Source organism: Mycobacterium sp. KBS0706 (assembly GCF_005938675.2).
Lineage (GTDB): Bacteria > Pseudomonadota > Alphaproteobacteria > DSM-16000 > Inquilinaceae > Inquilinus.
On sequence record NZ_VCCH02000022.1, the window covers coordinates 85,353 to 102,321 of the forward strand.

Annotated in this window: 15 protein-coding genes; 10 read left to right on the forward strand and 5 right to left on the reverse strand. The window is 69.3% G+C overall.

Features of this window, described 5'->3' with window-relative positions; genetic code table 11:
- Positions 1-19 precede the first annotated feature (19 nt).
- On the forward strand, positions 20-481 hold the full coding sequence (locus FFK22_RS14550) for an ASCH domain-containing protein (protein ID WP_138889420.1): 462 nt from the start codon (positions 20-22) through the stop codon (positions 479-481).
- Here FFK22_RS14550 and FFK22_RS14555 read toward each other — a convergent pair.
- Positions 478-1,902, reverse strand: coding sequence for a sigma-54 dependent transcriptional regulator (locus tag FFK22_RS14555; protein ID WP_138889419.1), 1,425 nt, complete (start codon positions 1,900-1,902; stop codon positions 478-480). The two genes, FFK22_RS14550 and FFK22_RS14555, sit on opposite strands and share 4 nt — an antisense overlap.
- 125 nt (positions 1,903-2,027) lie before the next feature.
- Here FFK22_RS14555 and FFK22_RS14560 point away from each other — a divergent pair, with 125 nt between their 5' ends.
- From FFK22_RS14560 to FFK22_RS14570, 3 genes are all read left to right on the forward strand, one after another.
- Positions 2,028-3,473, forward strand: coding sequence for an aldehyde dehydrogenase family protein (locus tag FFK22_RS14560; protein ID WP_138889418.1), 1,446 nt, complete (start codon positions 2,028-2,030; stop codon positions 3,471-3,473).
- A 203-nt stretch (positions 3,474-3,676) separates the two neighbouring features.
- Positions 3,677-4,429, forward strand: a complete 753-nt coding sequence (locus tag FFK22_RS14565) for a glucose 1-dehydrogenase (RefSeq protein ID WP_138889417.1) — start codon at positions 3,677-3,679, stop codon at positions 4,427-4,429.
- A 134-nt stretch (positions 4,430-4,563) separates the two neighbouring features.
- Positions 4,564-6,450: a potassium transporter Kup gene (locus FFK22_RS14570; protein ID WP_138889416.1), complete on the forward strand. Its 1,887-nt coding sequence runs from the start codon at positions 4,564-4,566 to the stop codon at positions 6,448-6,450.
- A gap of 7 nt (positions 6,451-6,457) precedes the next feature.
- On the opposite strand, the gene FFK22_RS14575 is transcribed toward FFK22_RS14570, so the two are convergent.
- The 3 genes from FFK22_RS14575 to FFK22_RS14585 form a co-directional block, all read right to left on the reverse strand.
- Positions 6,458-8,212: a TRAP transporter large permease subunit gene (locus FFK22_RS14575; RefSeq protein WP_138889415.1), complete on the reverse strand. Its 1,755-nt coding sequence runs from the start codon at positions 8,210-8,212 to the stop codon at positions 6,458-6,460.
- Complete coding sequence (locus FFK22_RS14580; protein ID WP_138889414.1) at positions 8,209-8,877, reverse strand: TRAP transporter small permease subunit; 669 nt, start codon at positions 8,875-8,877, stop codon at positions 8,209-8,211. Before FFK22_RS14580 ends, FFK22_RS14575 begins: the two co-directional genes overlap by 4 nt.
- An 82-nt stretch (positions 8,878-8,959) precedes the next feature.
- Positions 8,960-10,120, reverse strand: coding sequence for a TRAP transporter substrate-binding protein (locus FFK22_RS14585; RefSeq protein ID WP_138889413.1), 1,161 nt, complete (start codon positions 10,118-10,120; stop codon positions 8,960-8,962).
- A gap of 259 nt (positions 10,121-10,379) precedes the next feature.
- Here FFK22_RS14585 and FFK22_RS14590 point away from each other — a divergent pair, with 259 nt between their 5' ends.
- From FFK22_RS14590 to FFK22_RS14610, 5 genes are all read left to right on the forward strand, one after another.
- Entirely contained in the window at positions 10,380-11,084 is a 705-nt protein-coding gene (locus FFK22_RS14590; protein WP_138889412.1) for a CoA transferase subunit A, read from the forward strand.
- 106 nt (positions 11,085-11,190) lie between these two features.
- The gene (locus FFK22_RS14595) at positions 11,191-11,835 is read left to right on the forward strand and encodes a CoA transferase subunit B (RefSeq protein WP_138889411.1); all 645 of its coding nucleotides are present in this window, start codon (positions 11,191-11,193) and stop codon (positions 11,833-11,835) included.
- Between the two features lie 9 nt (positions 11,836-11,844).
- On the forward strand, positions 11,845-12,747 hold the full coding sequence (locus FFK22_RS14600; RefSeq protein WP_138889410.1) for a polysaccharide deacetylase family protein: 903 nt from the start codon (positions 11,845-11,847) through the stop codon (positions 12,745-12,747).
- A gap of 83 nt (positions 12,748-12,830) precedes the next feature.
- Positions 12,831-13,994 carry a GNAT family N-acetyltransferase gene (locus FFK22_RS14605; RefSeq protein ID WP_138889409.1) on the forward strand — a complete coding sequence of 388 codons (1,164 nt, stop codon included), beginning with the start codon at positions 12,831-12,833 and terminating at the stop codon, positions 13,992-13,994.
- A 53-nt stretch (positions 13,995-14,047) separates the two neighbouring features.
- Positions 14,048-14,860, forward strand: coding sequence for a tellurite resistance TerB family protein (locus FFK22_RS14610; protein ID WP_138889408.1), 813 nt, complete (start codon positions 14,048-14,050; stop codon positions 14,858-14,860).
- 128 nt (positions 14,861-14,988) lie between these two features.
- On the opposite strand, the gene FFK22_RS14615 is transcribed toward FFK22_RS14610, so the two are convergent.
- A complete protein-coding gene (locus FFK22_RS14615) occupies positions 14,989-15,978 on the reverse strand; it encodes a D-glycerate dehydrogenase (RefSeq protein ID WP_138889407.1) in 990 nt (329 codons plus the stop codon).
- Between the two features lie 137 nt (positions 15,979-16,115).
- On the opposite strand from FFK22_RS14615, the gene FFK22_RS14620 reads away from it, so the two are divergent.
- On the forward strand, positions 16,116-16,856 hold the full coding sequence (locus FFK22_RS14620) for a CDP-alcohol phosphatidyltransferase family protein (RefSeq protein ID WP_138889406.1): 741 nt from the start codon (positions 16,116-16,118) through the stop codon (positions 16,854-16,856).
- The last annotated feature ends 113 nt before the right edge of the window (positions 16,857-16,969 follow it).

Below are 16,969 nucleotides of genomic sequence, written 5' to 3' on the forward strand. Positions count from 1 at the left end.
TGCACCGGAGGATCAGCCCATGACCGACATCGCCGATGCCTGGTGGCGCGACCTCCGCCGCACCCGGCCGGAGCTCGGCCTGCCCGAGCGCCACGACCGCTGGCATTTCGGCGACAGCGAGGCGCTGGCGCGCGAGCTCCTGGACCTGGTGCTGGCCGGCATCAAGACCGCCACCGCCGGGCTGGTCTGGGGCGCCGACGAGGCCGGCACGCCGAAGCCGGGCGGCTACAGCCTGATCACCGACTTCGCCGGCACGCCGCATTGCGTGCTGCAGACGGTCGAGGTGCGGGTGCTGCCCTTCGACCGGGTCGACGCCGCCTTCGCCCATGACGAGGGCGAAGGCGACCGCTCGCTCGCCTTCTGGCGCGAGGCGCATTGGGACTATTTCGGCCGCCGCTGCGCCGAGATCGGCCGCCAGCCGACGTTCGACATGCCGGTGTTCTGCGAGCGCTTCCGCCTGGTCTATCCGGAGCGCGGCTAGCCGCGACCCTCGGCCTCCCAATTCAGGCGCTTGCGGTAGATGGTCGAGGCGCTGATGCCGAGCAGCGCCGCGGCCCGCGGCACATTGCCGGCGCAGGCCGTGATCGCGTCCTCGATCGCATCCTTCTCGATCATCCAGAGCGGTCGGACCGCCGCCCCCTTGCCGTTCGGGGCGGCCAGCGGCGGCTCGGCGGCCGGGCGGCTGGGCTGTGCCGCCGGGATCAGGGTGCGCACCGGCGGCGGCAGCATCGCCCGGGTCACCAGCGGCCCGTCATGCAGCACCACGATGTTGCGGATCACGTTCTGCAGCTGGCGGACATTGCCCGGCCAGGCGTAGCGCTGCAGGTCCTCCGCCACCTCCAGGTCGAAATCGCTGAAGCTCTTGCCCTCCTCCGCCGCATAGTCGCGCAGGAACTGATGCGCGATCAGCAGCACGTCGTCCTCACGCTCGCGCAGCGGCGGCAGGGTGACCGGGATCACCAGCAGGCGGTAGTACAGGTCTTCGCGGAACCGGCCCAGCCGCACCTCCTCGGCCGGGTCGCGGTTGGTGGCGCAGACGATGCGCAGGTCGACCTTGCGCTCGCGGCTGCCGCCGACCGCCGTGACCTGCCCGGTCTGCAGGAAGCGCAGCAGCTTGGTCTGCAGCTCCGGCGGCAGCTCGCAGATCTCGTCCAGGAACAGGGTGCCGCCATCGGCCCGGATCGCGGCGCCCTCGCGGTCGGCCACCGCGCCGGTGAAGGCGCCCTTCACATGGCCGAAGATCTCCGATTCCATCAGGTCGCGCGGGATGGCGCCGCAGTTCAGCGCCACGAAAGGCTCGTCGCGGCGCGGGCTGCGGCGATGCACGGCCTCGGCGCACAGCTCCTTGCCGGTGCCGCTTTCGCCGGTGACGAACACGGTGGCCTTCGACGCCGCCGCCGAATCGATGATCCGGTACACCGCCTGCATCGCCAGCGACCGGCCGATGAAGCCGTAGTAGCGGTCGCGGCCGAGGTCCTCGCGCCAGGCTTCGACCTCGCGCTGCAGCCGCATCCGCTCCAGCGTGTTGCGCACGGTCACGGTCAGCCGGTCGCCAGGGAACGGCTTGACCAGGAAGTCGAAAGCGCCGAGCCGCATCGCCTCGACCGCGATGTTGACCGAGCCATGGGCGGTGATGACGATCGGCGCGACCGGGATCTGCTGCTCGCGGATGTGCTGCAGGATCTCCATGCCGTTCATGTCGGGCAGGTTCAGGTCGAGCAGCACAGTCGCATAGCGCCCCCGCGCCAGCGCCGCGAGCGCATCGGCCCCCGTCTCGGCATGATCGACGGTGATGCCGACCTTGGACAGGGTCTCGATGTAGAGCCGCGCCAGGGCCGGCATGTCCTCGACCAGGAGCACGGCCGCGGGATCGGCCGCCGACGGTTCAGCAAGGGAAGCCATGGCGGTATCGTGGCCCAGGGAGGCATCCATCTTCAACGATAGCCCGCAACAAGAATTCGTCTTAAGCGCAACGACATGTCGAGCCTGCCCATCACGACGAACGGTCCGGAGACGGAAAGAAAATCATGATAGGTCCGAAAACGATTCTGATCGATGGAATTTGGAACGGCGCGGAGGACGGCCGCACCATTCCGGTGATCGACCCGTCGACCGGGGCGGCGTTCGACAGCCTGGCCCGCGGCGGCGCGGCCGAGATCGACGCCGCGGTGCGGGCCGCCCGGCGTGCCTTCGATGACGGGCCGTGGGGCCGGATGCCGGCGGTCGAGCGCGGCCGCATCCTGACCCGGATCGGCCGCGCCATCGAGGCCGATTTCGAGACGCTGTGGCGGCTCGAGGCGGCCGATGCCGGCAAGCCGGTCAAGCAGGCCAAGGCCGACATCACCGCCTGCGCCCGCTATTTCGAGTTCTACGGCGGCGCCTGCGACAAGCACCACGGCACCACCCTGCCCTATCTCGACGGCTACACCGTGCTGACGGTGAAGGAGCCTTACGGCGTCACCGGCCATGTGATCCCGTGGAACTATCCGGCGCAGATCTTCGGCCGCACCATCGGCGGCGCCCTTGCCGCCGGCAATGCCTGCGTGCTGAAGCCGGCCGAGGATGCCTGCCTGACGCCGCTGCGCATCGCCCAGCTGGCGCTGGAAGCCGGGCTGCCGCCAGGCGCGCTGAACGTCGTCACCGGCCTGGGCGCCGAGGCAGGGGCGGCGCTGGCATCGCATCCCGGCATCGATCACATCAGCTTCACCGGATCGCCCGCCACCGGCGCCGCGATCCAGGCAGCCGCGGCCAGGTTCAACCGGCCGGTGACGATGGAGCTGGGGGGCAAGTCGCCGCAGCTGGTGTTCGACGACGCCGATGCCGAGGCCGCCCTGCCCTTCGTCACCGCGGCGATCGTGCAGAATGCCGGCCAGACCTGCTCGGCCGGCAGCCGCCTGCTGCTGCAGGACGGCATCGCCGACGACTTCCTGGCGGCCTTGGGAGAGCGCTTCAGGGCGCTGGAGACCGGTCCCTGGGACCGCGACCCGGATTGCGGCCCGCTGATCAGCGCCCGGCAGCAGGAGCGGGTGCGCGGCCATCTCGACCGGGCCCGGGCCGACGGGCTGCCGGTGCTGGCCGAGGGACGGCTGAGCCCGAATGCCCCGGCCGGCGGCTTCTACCAGGTGCCGACGCTGGTCGGCGGGGTACCGCCCGGCCATCCGCTGGCACAGGAGGAGGTGTTCGGCCCGGTGCTGGCGGTGCTGCGCTTCCGCGACGAGGAGGAGGCGATCCTTCTCGCCAACGGCACCGAGTTCGGCCTGGTCGCCGGGGTCTGGACCCGCGACGGCGCCCGCCAGCTGCGCTGCGCCCGCCGGGTCCGAGCCGGCCAGGTCTTCGTCAACAACTACGGCGCCGGCGGCGGCGTCGAGCTGCCCTTCGGCGGCATGAAGCGCTCCGGCTTCGGCCGCGAGAAGGCGATGGAGGGGCTGGACCATTTCAGCGTGACCAAGACCATCGCGATCCGGCACGGTTAGTGGGACCGGGCGCGGCCGAAGATCCGCGCCCGGCTCATACCTCCTCGGCGGACATTGGCCTGCTGCCCCGGCCGCCCTGCCCCTATAGTCCGGCCATTCGGACGGTCCGGGACTTCACCGGAAAAGACGGCGGGCCGGGCGCCAGGCATCGAGCGGCGCCTCTCCCGCGGCACGACCAAACGACCAGGACAGAGGGACAGGGCATGCGGCTCGAAGGCAAGGTGGCCATCGTCACCGGCGCGGCGTCAGGCTTCGGCAAGGGCATCGCCGAGCGCTTCGTGCAGGAAGGCGCCAGCGTGCTGATCGCCGATCTGTCGACCGAAGCCGGCGAAGCCGTGGCCGAAGCGCTGAACCGGGCGCGGCCGGGCGCCGCCCGTTTCGTCCGCACCGACGTGTCGCGCGACGCCGACACCGCGGTCGCCATCGCCACCGCGGTCGAGGCCTTCGGGGGGCTCGACATCGTCGTCAACAACGCCGGCACCACCCATCGCAACAAGCCGATGGCCGAGGTCACCGAGGACGAGTTCGACCGCATCTTCGCGGTCAATGTGAAGGCGATCTTCCTGTCGGTGCGGCACGCCACGCCTTATCTCCAGGCCAAGGGCGGCTCGATCCTCAACATCGCCTCGACCGCGGGCCTGCGGCCGCGGCCCGGCCTGACCTGGTACAACGCCTCGAAGGGCGCGGTGATCACCGCCAGCAAATCGATGGCGGTCGAGCTGGCGCCGAAGATCCGGGTCAACTGCCTGTGCCCGGTTCTGGGCCAGACCGGCCTGACCTCGACCTTCCTCGGCGACGACACGCCGGAGCGGCGGGCCCAGTTCCTGGCCACCATCCCGCTCGGCCGGATGAGCACGCCGGAGGACATCGCCAACGCCGCGCTGTACCTGTCCTCCGACGAGGCCTCGATGGTCACCGGCGTGGCGCTGGAGGTCGACGGCGGCCGCTGTATCTGAGAGGCCAAACGCAGCGGGGCTTGCCTCGGCGCCGCGATCCCCGCACCCTCGGCCCTGAAGGCAGCGAGGGGACGATTGGGCATGCCAGCAACGGCCGGGTTGTCGACGGCGCGCCATCCGACTAGGAAGGCGCGATGACGACCCTCGCTACCGACTCGCGCGACAGCCAATCGCTCGCCCCCAAGCTGCTCGGCGTCATCGGCGTCGTGTATGGCGACATCGGCACCAGCCCGCTCTATACCATCCGGGAGTGCTTCACCCATCCGGGGGCGCCCGGCGTCTCCGAGGGGGCGGTGCTGGGCGTGCTGTCGCTGATTTTCTGGGCGACGACCCTGATCATCACGATCAAATACGTCTCCTTCGTGATGCGCGCCGACAACCGCGGCGAAGGCGGCGTGCTGGCCCTGACCGCCCTGGCCTTCCGGGCCCGCCGCGGCAAGAGATGGGGCCATTTCATCGTCCTCCTGGGCATCGTCGGTGCGGCGCTGTTCTACGGCGACGGCGTGATCACCCCGGCGATCTCGGTGCTGAGCGCCGTGGAGGGCCTGAAGATCGCGACGCCGGTGTTCGACCCCTACATCATCCCGCTGACGCTGATCATCCTGACCCTGATCTTCATGGTCCAGGCGCATGGCACAGCCAAGGTCGGGCAGGCCTTCGGGCCGATCATGTGCATCTGGTTCCTGGTCATCGGCCTGCTCGGCGCAGCCCAGATCGTGAACCGCCCCGACGTGCTGGCGGCGATCTGGCCGAACCATGCGGTCGAGCTGTTCTACACCAGCCCCTGGGCCGCGATCGTCGTGCTGGGCTCGGTGGTGCTGGCGGTCACCGGCGGCGAGGCGCTGTACGCCGATATGGGCCATTTCGGCCGTGCCCCGATCCGCATCGCCTGGCTCGGCTTCGTCTGGCCGGCCCTGCTGCTGAATTATTTCGGCCAGGGCGCGCTGCTGATCGAGAACCCGGCGGCGATCGAATCGCCGTTCTACCTGCTGACGCCCTCCTGGGGCCTGTACCCGATGGTGATCCTGTCCACCATGGCCACGGTGATCGCCTCCCAGGCCGTGATCTCCGGCGCCTTCTCGGTCAGCCAGCAGGCGGCCCAGCTCGGCTACATGCCGCGGCTGGAGGTGCGCCACACCTCGGCCGAGGAGAAGGGCCAGATCTACATCTCGCGGATCAACTGGTCGCTTTACGCCGCGGTGGTCATCCTGGTGGTCGGCTTCGGCTCGTCCAGCGCCCTGGCCGGGGCCTACGGCATCGCCGTGACCGGCACCATGGCGGTGACCAGCGTGCTGGCCTATCTGGTGGCCCGCCACCGCTGGGGCTGGAGCCGCTGGACCGCGGCGCCGCTGTTCGCGATGTTCCTGTTCATCGACCTCGCCTTCTTCGGCGCCAACACCATCAAGATCCTGCATGGCGGCTGGTTCCCGCTGGTGCTGGCGGTGGCGCTGACGACGCTGATGTGGGTGTGGCGCAAGGGCCGCGAGATCCTGTACCGGCGGCGCTACCGCGACGCCATCCCGCTGGCCACCTTCGTCGACGGCAAGATGTACAAGCGGGCGCACCGGGTGCCCGGCACCGGCATCTTCATGACCGGCAACGTCGGCGTCGTGCCCTTCGCCCTGCTGCACAACCTGAAGCACAACAAGATCATCCACGAGCGCGTGGTGCTGCTGAAGGTCGAGACCACCGACGAGCCGCGGGTCGACGACGACCAGCGCATCGAGATCAAGGATCTCGGCGACGGCTTCTACACGGTGATCGTGCGCTACGGCTTCCAGCAGCAGCCGGACGTGCCCCGCGCGCTGGCAGCCTGCGCCGCCAAGGGCCTGGGCTTCAACATGGCCGACACGTCCTTCTTCATGAGCCGGGAGTATTTCGTGCCGTCGGCCCGGCCGGAGCTGCCGCCCTGGCAGGAATGGCTGTTCATCCTGATGTCGAACAACGCGCTGAGCGCCACCGAGTTCTTCCGCATCCCGGCCAACCGCGCGGTCGAGCTGGGCTCGCATCTGGAGATCTGAGCGGGCGTCAGTTGCCGTACAGATACTCCGGCAGCCACAGCACGATGCCGGGCCAGAGATACATCAGCACCATGCACAGGATCACGACCAGCATGTACGGCATCATGCCGGCGAAGATCTGGTTGAGGGTGACGTGCGGCGGCGCCACGCCCTTCAGGTAGAAGGCCGACATCGCCACCGGCGGCGACAGGAAGGCCGCCTGCAGGTTGACGAACACCAGCACCCCCCACAGCACCGGGTCGATGCTGAAATGCTTCAGGAGCGGCAGGAAGATCGGCACGAAGATGATGATGATCTCGGTCCATTCCAGCGGCCAGCCGAGCAGGAAGATGATCGCCTGCGACAGGATCATGAACTGAACCGGCGACAGGTCGAGCGACAGCACCCAATGCTCGATCAGCGCCTGCCCGCCGAGGAGCGCAAAAACGGCAGAGAACAGCGCCGAGCCGACGAACAGCCAGCACACCATGGCGGTGGTCTTGGCGGTCAGGAACACCGCCTCCTTGGTCCGCTTCCAGTTCAGGGTGCGGGCCTGGAGCGCCAGCAGGAAGGCGCCGGCCGCGCCGACGGCGGCGGATTCGGTCGCGGTGGTGATGCCGAACAGGATCACCGCCAGCACCAGGACGGTGAGGATGCCGAGCGGCATCACCGACGAGGCCAGCAGCTTCAGCATCTCGAAGCGCTCGGCGGTCATGCGCCGGTAGTAGCGGAACAGCAGCACCGCCGCGGCCGCGGCGACCAGACCGAAGGCGATGGTGAAGCCGGTGCCTGGCCCCATCTCCGCGGCGGCGGCCGGCGCGTCGGCGGCGACCGGCGCGCCGAGCTGCTCCAGCCCCTCCGGCACGGCCTCCGCCTCGGCCGAGGCCTGCGGATAGATCACGACGTACCACCAGATCCCGACCAGGGTCACCGCCGTCAGCGCCAGCGGCACCAGCGCGGTGGCGAAATTGCCGGCCAGGCGGCCATAGGTCAGGCGCCCGGTCCCGGTGTCGAGCGCGGTCGCGCGGGACGGCGAGACCAGGGACTTCGCCAGCCCGACCAGCATGTTGCGCGAATAGGCGGCCTGGAAGTCCCGCATCCAGCCCGGCACCGGCACCCGGGTCTGCTCCTCCGGCAGGCGCGGCGCGACCTTCGGCTGCAGCAGCGCCCAGCCGACGATGTAGACGAGGTACAAGAGGGCCAGGAAGAACCCCGGGAACATCGCCGCGGCGTAGAGCTTGACCACCGACTGCCCGGCCACCGCGGCATAGACGATGATCATCACCGAAGGCGGGATCAGGATGCCCAGCGTGCCGCCGGCGGTGATCACGCCGGAGGCGAGCCGGACGTCGTAGCCGGCGCGCAGCATCGGATTGAGCGCGATCACCCCCATCAGCACCACCACGGCGCCGACCAGGCCGCTGGCGATGCCCCAGAAGGTGCAGACGATGAGGGTGGCGACAGCCAGCGAGGCCGGCACCCGCCGGGCCGAGAGCTGGATGCTGTAGAACATCTTGTCCACCAGCGCCCCGCGCTCCATCACATAGCCCATCAGCACGAATAGCGGGATCGACACCAGCACGTCGTTGGTCATCGCCCCGTAGGTGCGCTGGACCATCAGGTCGAACACCCGGTTGTCCCACCACGGCTCGGACGGGTCGTAGAAGGCGTAAAAGCCGAAGAACATGCCGAGGCCCATCAGCGTGAAGGCCGTCGGGAAGCCCATCATGATGACGACCACGATGAGCCCGAGCATCGCGAGTCCGAGCGCCGCGTCGCTCATGTCTGCAGATCTCCCCCCGCCCCGCGCTGGCGCGCCGCCTCGTCGATCTTCTGCGCCCGCTCGATCGCGTCCCGGCGCGTCGCCTCGTCCACATGCTCGCTATGCGCCAGCTGCTCCTCGACCACGTCGATCTCGGCGACGTCCCTGAGCCGGCTGGGCCAGACCCCGGTGCGCAGGCAGGCGACGCAGCGCAGGATCTCGGCCAGGCCCTGCAGCATCACCAGCGCCCCGGCCACCGGGATCACCGCCTTGAAATGGTAGATCGGCGGCCCTTCCGCGGTGACCGTCGAATGCTCGCCGATGCGCCAGGACAGCTCGGCATAGCTGTAGCCGGCATAGACCAGGGCGGCGATGCCGGGCAGGAAGAACAGGATGTAGAGCACCAGGTCGAACGCCGCCTGGGTCCGCGGCCGCATCGAGCCGTACAGGAAGTCGCCGCGGACATGGCCGTTCTGAGCCAGGGTGTAGGCCCCGGCCAGCATGAACAGGCTGCCGTAGAACATGTTGCTGGCGTCGAAGATCCACGCCGTCGGCGCGTTCAGCAGGTAGCGCTTCACCACCTCGACGCAGATCAGCACCATCAGCCCGATGATCAGCCACGCCGCGGCCTTGCCGATCCAGGTGCTGATGGCGTCGACCAGATGCAGGAATCGCTGAAGGCTCATGCCATGCCGCCCGCTGCCGGAGGATTCGGACGAAACCACGGCGCCGCGGACCCGTCCGACGGCGCCGGGCTCCGCTGCGGGATCAGAGCTTGGTGGCCGCCGCGTTCGCTCCGAAGTAGTGGTCGAAGGCCAGCCGCCGGTTGACCACCGTGTCCTGCTCCCACCGCGTCGCCCGCTGGGCGAAGGCGATCTGCGATTCGAGGATCTCCTTGAACAGCGGGTTCTCCCCGGCCTTCTTCTTCACTACCTCGTCATAGACCTCGAGCTGCCGCTTCAGGATCGCTTCCGGCGTCTTGTAGAACTTGACTCCGTCCTGGCTCTGCATCTCCAGGTAATCCTTGGAGTAGCGATCGATCGCTTTCCACTGCATGTCCTGCGATGCCGCCTCGGCCGCATTAGCGACGATGGCCTTCACCTTGTCGGGCAGCGCGTCGTACTTGGCCTTGTTGAACAGGACCTCGAACTGTTCGGCATTCTGGTGGTAGCTCTGCAGCATGCAGATCTTGGACACGTCCGGGAAGCCGAGCACCCGGTCGGAGGAGGCGTTGTTGAACTCGGCGGCGTCGAGCAGGCCGCGGTCCAGCGCCGACACGATCTCGCCGCCTGGCAGCGCGTTGACCGCAGCCCCCAGGCCGGTGAATACGTCGATCGAGATGCCGACGGTGCGGAACTTCAGTCCCTGCAGGTCTTCGACCTTGGCGATCGGCTTCTTGAACCAGCCGAGTGGCTGGGTCGGCATCGGCCCGTAGGGGAAGGAGACGACATTGGCGCCGATCGAGGCGTAGAGCTTTTCCAGCAGATCCTTGCCGCCGCCGTATTTGTGCCAGGCCAGCAGCGTGTTGGCGTCCATCGCGAAGCCGGGGCCGGATCCCCAGAGCGCGAGCGCCGTCTGCTTGCCGTAGTGGTAGACCATCACGCCATGGCCGCCGTCGAGCGTGCCCTGCGACACCGCGTCGAGCAGGCCGAAGGCGGGCACCACCGCGCCGGCCGGCAGCACCTCGATGGCGAGGTCGCCGCCGGTCATGTCATTGACCTTCTTGGCGAAGTCGAGCGCGAATTCGTGGAAGATGTCCTTCGACGGCCAGGTGCTCTGCCAGCGCATATGCACAGGCCCCTGCGCCTTGACGATGGCCGGCGCGGCGACGGTCGCCGCGGCGGCCACGGCCGCGCCGCTGAGGAACCGGCGGCGCGAGCCCTTGGATGCCGCAACGGGCGGCGTGGAATCCCGATCATGGGCGGTCATTGAAATCTCCCCCTGTTGGGCGCTTGGGACGCTTCAGCCGGCGGCCTTCGATGCGCAACAAAGCCACAGCTTGTCACAGATGATGGCAAGAATCATCCGGCAGGATTGGTGTCACAGATTCGACCTTCGTCGCAGTCGCGGGATCCGCCGCCGGCCCCTGCCGCAAACCGGCCGGGGTGCGGCGCGGCCTCGATTGACTCCCGCCCGCCGCCCCGCTTTAGTCCCTCGGCGCCCAGTTGATGCTGACGGGAGTGACGGGATGAAGAAGGTCTATCCGGACGCCACGGCGGCGCTGGCCGGCGTGCTGCGCGACGGGATGATGGTGATGGCCGGCGGCTTCGGCCTGTGCGGCATCCCGGAGAAGCTGATCGACGCCATCGCGCTCAGCGGCGTCACCGGCCTGACGGTGATCTCGAACAATTGCGGCATCGACGGCGTCGGCCTCGGCAAGCTGCTCGATCGCGGCCAGATCAAGAAGATGATCTCGTCCTATGTCGGCGAGAACAAGCTGTTCGCCCAGCAATACCTGTCCGGCCAGCTGGAGCTGGAGTTCAACCCGCAGGGCACGCTGGCCGAGCGCATCCGCGCCGGCGGCGCCGGCATCCCCGCCTTCTTCACCAAGACCGGCGTCGGCACCATCGTCGCCGACGGCAAGGAGGTGCGCGAGTTCGACGGCGCCCAGTATGTGATGGAGCGCGGGCTGTTCGCCGACCTGGCCATCGTCAAGGCCTGGAAGGGCGACACCGAGGGCAACCTGATCTACCGGATGACCGCCCGGAACTTCAACCCGATGATGGCCACCGCCGCCAAGGTGACGGTCGCCGAGGTCGAGGAGCTGGTCGATGTCGGCGGGCTGGACCCGAACCAGGTCCACACTCCTGGCATCTATGTGAAGCGCATCCTTCAGGGCCGGGATTACGAGAAGCGCATCGAGCAGCGCACCACCCGCCCGCGCGCGGCCTAGTGGTTCGACCGAGGTCGAACCACGAACCATTAAGTTGTGGATCAAATTATCCAGACGCTTGGAAGCCAAGCGTCTGGTTTGATCCACCCGGAACAGGAGACAGACCATGGCCTGGACCCGTGAGCAGATGGCCGCCCGCGCCGCGAAGGAGCTGGAGGACGGCTTCTACGTCAATCTCGGCATCGGCATCCCGACGCTGGTGGCGAACTACATTCCCGACGGCATCACCGTGGCGCTGCAGAGCGAGAACGGCATGCTGGGCATGGGCCCCTTCCCCTATGAGGGCGAGGAGGACCCGGACCTGATCAACGCCGGCAAGCAGACGATCACCGAGCTGCCGCAGTCGAGCTATTTCAGCTCGGCCGATTCGTTCGCCATGATCCGCGGCGGCCACATCGACCTGTCGATCCTCGGCGCCATGCAGGTGTCGAAGGAGGGCGACCTCGCCAACTGGATGATCCCCGGCAAGATGGTGAAGGGGATGGGCGGGGCGATGGACCTGGTCGCCGGCGTCAAGCGCGTCGTCGTGATCATGGAGCACAACGCCAAGGACGGCACGCCGAAGCTGCTGGACGCCTGCGACCTGCCGCTGACCGGCAAGGCCGTGGTCGACCTGGTGATCACGGAGCTCGGCGTGTTCGAGATCGGGCCGCAGGGCCTGACCCTGACCGAGGTCGCCGACGGCGTCACGGTCGAGGAGATCCGGGCCAAGACCGAAGCCCCCTTCGCCACCCGGCCCGGCCTGGCCTGACCCCGCCCGATGGCGGAGACGCCGCTGGCGGGCCATGACCGCTACGGCTACAGCGCGATCACCCGCCGGCCGGCCACGGCCTGGCCGGACGGGACGCGCCTCGCCGTCTATCTCGGCCTCAACCTCGAGCATTTCGCGTTCGGCGAGGGCCTGGGGGCCGAGTTGGCGCCGGGTGGGCCGCACCCGGACGTGCTGAACTACGCCTGGCGCGACTACGGCAACCGGGTCGGCGCCTGGCGCCTGCTGGAGCTGTTCGACAGCCTGGCCCTGCCCTGTTCCGCCATCGTCAACGCGTCGATCTACGACCATTGCCCGGAGCTGCCGGCCGCCTTCCAGGCGCGCGGCGACGAGATCGTCGGCCACGGCCACAGCAACTCCGAGCGCCAGGGCGTGCTGCCGGAGGCCGAGGAGGCGGCGCTGATCCGCCGTGCCACCGACGCCATCGGCCGCCATGCCGGGGCGCCGCCGAAGGGCTGGCTGGGCCCCTGGATCTCGCAGAGCCTGCGCACCCCCGACCTGCTTCAGGAGGCGGGCTACGACTACCTGCTGGACTGGTGCCATGACGACCAGCCGGTGTGGATGCGCACCCGGACGGGGCGCATCCTGTCGGTGCCCTACCCGCAGGAGTTGAACGACATCCCGGCGATCGTGGCCCGGAAGATGAATGCCGACGCCTTCGCCGACATGGTGATCGGCCAGTTCGACGAGATGCTGGAGCAGCAGGCGCACGGCCAGGCCCTGGTGATGGGCGTGGCGCTGCATCCCTATATCGTCGGCCAGCCCTATCGGCTGCGCCAGCTGCGCCGTGCCCTGGCCCATATTGCCGCCCGGCGCGGCGAGGTCTGGATCACCACCGCCGGCGCCATCGCCGCCCATGCCGCCGCCCTGCCGCCCGGGGCGGTGCCGGGCTGACGGGCAGCGCCCGATCGTCGCGCTTGCCCCTGCCGGGCGTCGGGACCAGATTAGGGTTTTCGCACATGCGAGACACCGGCCCCATGCCCGACGGCATCCCCGAGGCAAGCCTCAAGCTCGTCGCCGATATCTCGGTCCTCGACGCAGACGCCTGGGACGCCTGCGCCGGGCCGGACAACCCGTTCCTGTCGCACGCCTTCCTGTCGGCGCTGGAGCAGAGCGGGTCGGCCACCGCCGAGGCCGGCTGGCTGCCCCAGCATTTGGTGCTGGAGGAGCCGGACGGGCGGCTGCTGGGCGCCGTGCCGCTCTACCTCAAGGGCCATTCCCACGGCGAATACGTGTTCGACCACAGCTGGGCACGCGCCTATGAGCAGGCGGGCGGCCACTATTATCCGAAGCTGCAATCGGCCGTGCCTTTCACCCCGGTCACCGGCCGGCGCCTGCTGGTCCGCCCCGGCGCGCCGGCGCAAACCGCCGACCTGCTGATCCACGGGCTGGAGCAGGCGGCGCTGGCGCACAAGGTGTCGTCGCTGCACGTCACCTTCCCGACCGAGGCCGACTGGTCGCGCTTCGGCGAAGCCGGCTGGCTGCAGCGGATCGGCGAGCAGTACCATTGGGAGAATGACGGCTTCGGCAGCTTCGACGACTTCCTGGCCACGCTGAACAGCCGCCGGCGCAAGGACATCCGCAAGGAACGGCAGCGCGCGGTCGACGGCGACATCCGCCTGACCGTGCTGACCGGCGACGACCTCAAGCCGCGGCACTGGGACGCCTTCTTCCGCTTCTACATCAACACCAGCGATCGGAAATGGGGCGACCCGTATCTGACGCGGGAGTTCTTCGCCCGGATCGGCGAGACCATGGCCGACCGCATCGCCCTGGTGATGGCGGAGAAGGACGGACGCTGGATCGCCGGCGCCCTGAACCTGATCGGCACCGACACGATCTACGGCCGCAACTGGGGCTGCGATGGCTGCGACTATCCCTTCCTGCATTTCGAGGCCTGCTACTACCAGGCGATCGATTTCGCCATCGCCCGCGGCCTGAAGCGGGTCGAGGCTGGCGCCCAGGGCGAGCACAAGGTGATGCGCGGCTACCGCCCGGTGCGCACCTACAGCGCGCATTGGATCCGCGACCCCGGCTTCCGCCGCGCCGTGGCCGATTTCCTGGTCCGCGAGACCCGCGCGGTCGAAGCCGGCATCGAAGACCTCGCGGAACACCTACCCTTCCGGCAGGATTGTTCCTAGCGGCATCACGACGCGACGGCCGGCAGGCAGCCGCGAACCGAGGGAGAGAGACGATGAATCTCGACAAGCTCTTGGGGGCGTTGGCGCAGAGCGGCATGGGCCGCGCTTCAGGCGGGGCTGGCGTCGACATCGGCGGCATCCTCAGCCAAGTGCTGGGCGGGGGCGGCATGGCCGCCGCGCCGGCGGGTCGATCGGGCGGCGGCATGGGCGGGCTCGGCGGGCTGCTCGAGGGGCTGGGTGGCGGCGGCTCGTCCGGTGGCGGTCTCGGCGGCATCCTCGGCGGGCTTGCGGGTGGCCAGAGAGGCGGCGGCGGTGGCCTGGGGGGAGGCATGGGCGGCGGGCTGATGGCGATCATCGCCACGATCGCCATGCAGGCGCTGCAGAATCGGGGCGGCGGCGCCGCGAGCCTCAGTGCTCCGCCCGCGTCGGCCTCCAATGACGTGGCCCCGGGCTCGGGTGGCGGCGGGTTCCTCGATATGGCCGATTCGGTCGGCGGCGGGACCCGGGCGGCGCCGCTGATGGGGCAGGACACCGCGCAGCGCATCATCCGCACCATGATCGCCGCGGCGGCCGCCGACGGCACCATCGACGAGGCCGAGGCCACCGCGATCCAGGGCCATCTCGGCGAGGATGACGCGGAGGAGCGCGCCTTCATCGAGCAGGAGCTGAACAACCCGGCGACGCCGGAGCAGCTGGCGGACGGGGTCGGCGGCCCGCAGGAGGCGGCGCAGGTCTACACCGCGGCGCTGCTGACCGTGACCATGGATTCGCCGGAGGAGAGCCGCTTCCTGAAGCAGCTGGCTCTGGCCCTGGGTCTCGACGCCCAGACCATCGCTTCGCTGCACCAGACGGTGCGGCAGGGATAGGGGCGTTCCCCCATTCTGTCATGCCCGGGCTTGACCCGGGCATCCAGAGATGTCGAACCTACTCTAGGTGGCCCCTGGATCGCCGGGTCAAGCCCGGCGATGACAGGTGGAGGGAAGCCCATCCCCTCCTAGAACTCGGTCTCCAGCACCCGGTCCGGCGGCACATGGCCGTCGGCGAAGCTGCGGATGTTGACGATCACCTTCTGCCCCATGTCGATGCGGCCCTCGAGCGTGGCCGAGCCCATATGCGGCAGCAGCACCACGTTCGGAAGCTTCAGCAGCTTCGGGTTGACGTTCGGCTCGCGCTCGAACACGTCGAGCCCGGCCCCGGCCAGCTCGCCCTGCTTCAGCATCTGCGCCAGCGCCGTCTCGTCGATCACCTCGCCGCGCGAGGTGTTCACGATCAGCGCGTCGCGCTTCAGCAGCTTCAGCCGCCGGGCCGACAGCAGGTGGAAGGTCGCCGGGGTGCGCGGGCAGTTGACCGAGACGATGTCCATCCGCGACAGCATCTGGTCCAGGCTGGGCCAGAAGGTCGCGTCCAGCTCGGCCTCCACCTCCGGATGCACGCGGTTGCGGTTGTGGTAATGCACCGACAGGCCGAAGGCGCGGGCCCGGCGTGCCACCGCCTGGCCGATCCGGCCCATGCCGATGATGCCGAGGCGCTTGCCGCCGAGCCGGGCGCCGAGCATGCCGGTCGGGCTCCAGCCGGTCCATTGCCCGCCGCGGACCAGCCGCTCGCCCTCCGCCAGCCGGCGGGCCACGGCCAGGATCAGGGCCATGGTCATGTCGGCGGTGTCCTCGGTCAAGACGCCGGGGGTGTTGGTCACGGTCAGCCCGCGCGCCTTGGCCGCCGTCAGGTCGATGTGGTCGACGCCGGTGCCGAAGCTGGCGATCAGCCTCAGCTGCGGCCCGGACTTGGCCAGGAGGTCGGCGTCGATCCGGTCGGTCACGGTCGGCACCAGCACGTCGGCCTCGGCCATCGCGGCGACCATCTGCTCCCGGTCCAGCGCCACGTCGTCGTGGTTCAGCCGGGTCTCGAACAGCTCCATCATCCGGGTCTCGATGACATCCGGCAGCTTGCGCGTGACGATGACGAGCGGACGTTTTCTCTCGGCCATGGCGGAACCAGTCCCGGCAACCCCGTTTGCGCCATAGAGCAAGCCGGCCGCGCGATTGTCCAGTGCCCGGCTGTGACCTGCGTCACGGTTCGGCCGAAGAGTCGCGTAGGATAGTGCCGGAGACCGGCGGAAGGATCATGCGGGACGAGACCGATTTACGCGGCGTGCTGCAGCGGCAGGCGCGATGGCCCCTGATGGCGGGAGCGCTTGCGCTCGCCGCGCTGGCGGTGCCGCTCGCCGTCGATCCCGCGCTCGGCGCCACTTTCGTGGCGCGGGCCGAGCTGCTGTATGGCGGCATCGCCACGCTGATCCTGGCCGGCCTCGCCGCCCACGCCCCGCATCGCCGCTTCGGCGCGGCCAACACGGTGACGCTGGCCCGCATCGTGCTGATCTGCCTGCTGGCCGCGCTGATGGGCACGGCGGCGCCGGATGAGGACTGCCTGTGGCTGATCGCCGGATTCGCTACGCTGGCGCTGGCGCTGGACGGCGTCGACGGCTGGGCGGCGCGGCGCTGCGGCCTGGCCTCCCGCTTCGGCGCCCGATTCGACATGGAGGCCGATGCCTTCTTCGTCTTGGTCCTGTCCGTGCTGGCCTGGCAATGGGACAAGGTCGGGGCCTGGGTGCTGCTGATCGGGGCGATGCGCTATCTCTACGTCCTGGCCGGCGCCGCCTGGCCTTGGCTGCGCGCGCCGGTGCCGGACAGTACCGCCCGCAAGGCCGTCTGCGTGATCCAGATCCTGGCGCTGATCGCCTGCCTGGCACCGCCGGTGCCGCACCCGCTGACCGCCGTGCTGGCGGCGGGCGCTCTGGCGCTGCTGGGCTGGTCCTTCGGCCGCGACGTGGTCTGGCTGTGGCGCCGGCGGCGGGTGCCGGCATGAACCCCCATTTCCCACCCCCCTTGCGTCCTGCGCCGGTTCAAAATGCCGACAGGGCAGGAGAGCGGCGCAGCGCGATGCTTATGCATCGGGCAAGCCGTTCGACGCACCCTGTC

Bases quoted from the DNA above. Each gene is read 5' to 3' on its own strand.
- FFK22_RS14595 (WP_138889411.1), top strand. From the start codon at position 11,191: ATGGCCTGGACCCGTGAGCAGATGGCCGCCCGCGCCGCGAAGGAGCTG.
- FFK22_RS14570 (WP_138889416.1), top strand. From the start codon at position 4,564: ATGACGACCCTCGCTACCGACTCGCGCGACAGCCAATCGCTCGCCCCC.
- FFK22_RS14590 (WP_138889412.1), top strand. From the start codon at position 10,380: ATGAAGAAGGTCTATCCGGACGCCACGGCGGCGCTGGCCGGCGTGCTG.
- FFK22_RS14565 (WP_138889417.1), top strand. From the start codon at position 3,677: ATGCGGCTCGAAGGCAAGGTGGCCATCGTCACCGGCGCGGCGTCAGGC.
- FFK22_RS14550 (WP_138889420.1), top strand. From the start codon at position 20: ATGACCGACATCGCCGATGCCTGGTGGCGCGACCTCCGCCGCACCCGG.
- FFK22_RS14615 (WP_138889407.1), bottom strand. From the start codon at position 15,978: ATGGCCGAGAGAAAACGTCCGCTCGTCATCGTCACGCGCAAGCTGCCG.
- FFK22_RS14620 (WP_138889406.1), top strand. From the start codon at position 16,116: ATGCGGGACGAGACCGATTTACGCGGCGTGCTGCAGCGGCAGGCGCGA.
- FFK22_RS14555 (WP_138889419.1), bottom strand. From the start codon at position 1,902: ATGGCTTCCCTTGCTGAACCGTCGGCGGCCGATCCCGCGGCCGTGCTC.
- FFK22_RS14585 (WP_138889413.1), bottom strand. From the start codon at position 10,120: ATGACCGCCCATGATCGGGATTCCACGCCGCCCGTTGCGGCATCCAAG.
- FFK22_RS14580 (WP_138889414.1), bottom strand. From the start codon at position 8,877: ATGAGCCTTCAGCGATTCCTGCATCTGGTCGACGCCATCAGCACCTGG.
- FFK22_RS14610 (WP_138889408.1), top strand. From the start codon at position 14,048: ATGAATCTCGACAAGCTCTTGGGGGCGTTGGCGCAGAGCGGCATGGGC.
- FFK22_RS14600 (WP_138889410.1), top strand. From the start codon at position 11,845: ATGGCGGAGACGCCGCTGGCGGGCCATGACCGCTACGGCTACAGCGCG.
- FFK22_RS14605 (WP_138889409.1), top strand. From the start codon at position 12,831: ATGCCCGACGGCATCCCCGAGGCAAGCCTCAAGCTCGTCGCCGATATC.
- FFK22_RS14560 (WP_138889418.1), top strand. From the start codon at position 2,028: ATGATAGGTCCGAAAACGATTCTGATCGATGGAATTTGGAACGGCGCG.
- FFK22_RS14575 (WP_138889415.1), bottom strand. From the start codon at position 8,212: ATGAGCGACGCGGCGCTCGGACTCGCGATGCTCGGGCTCATCGTGGTC.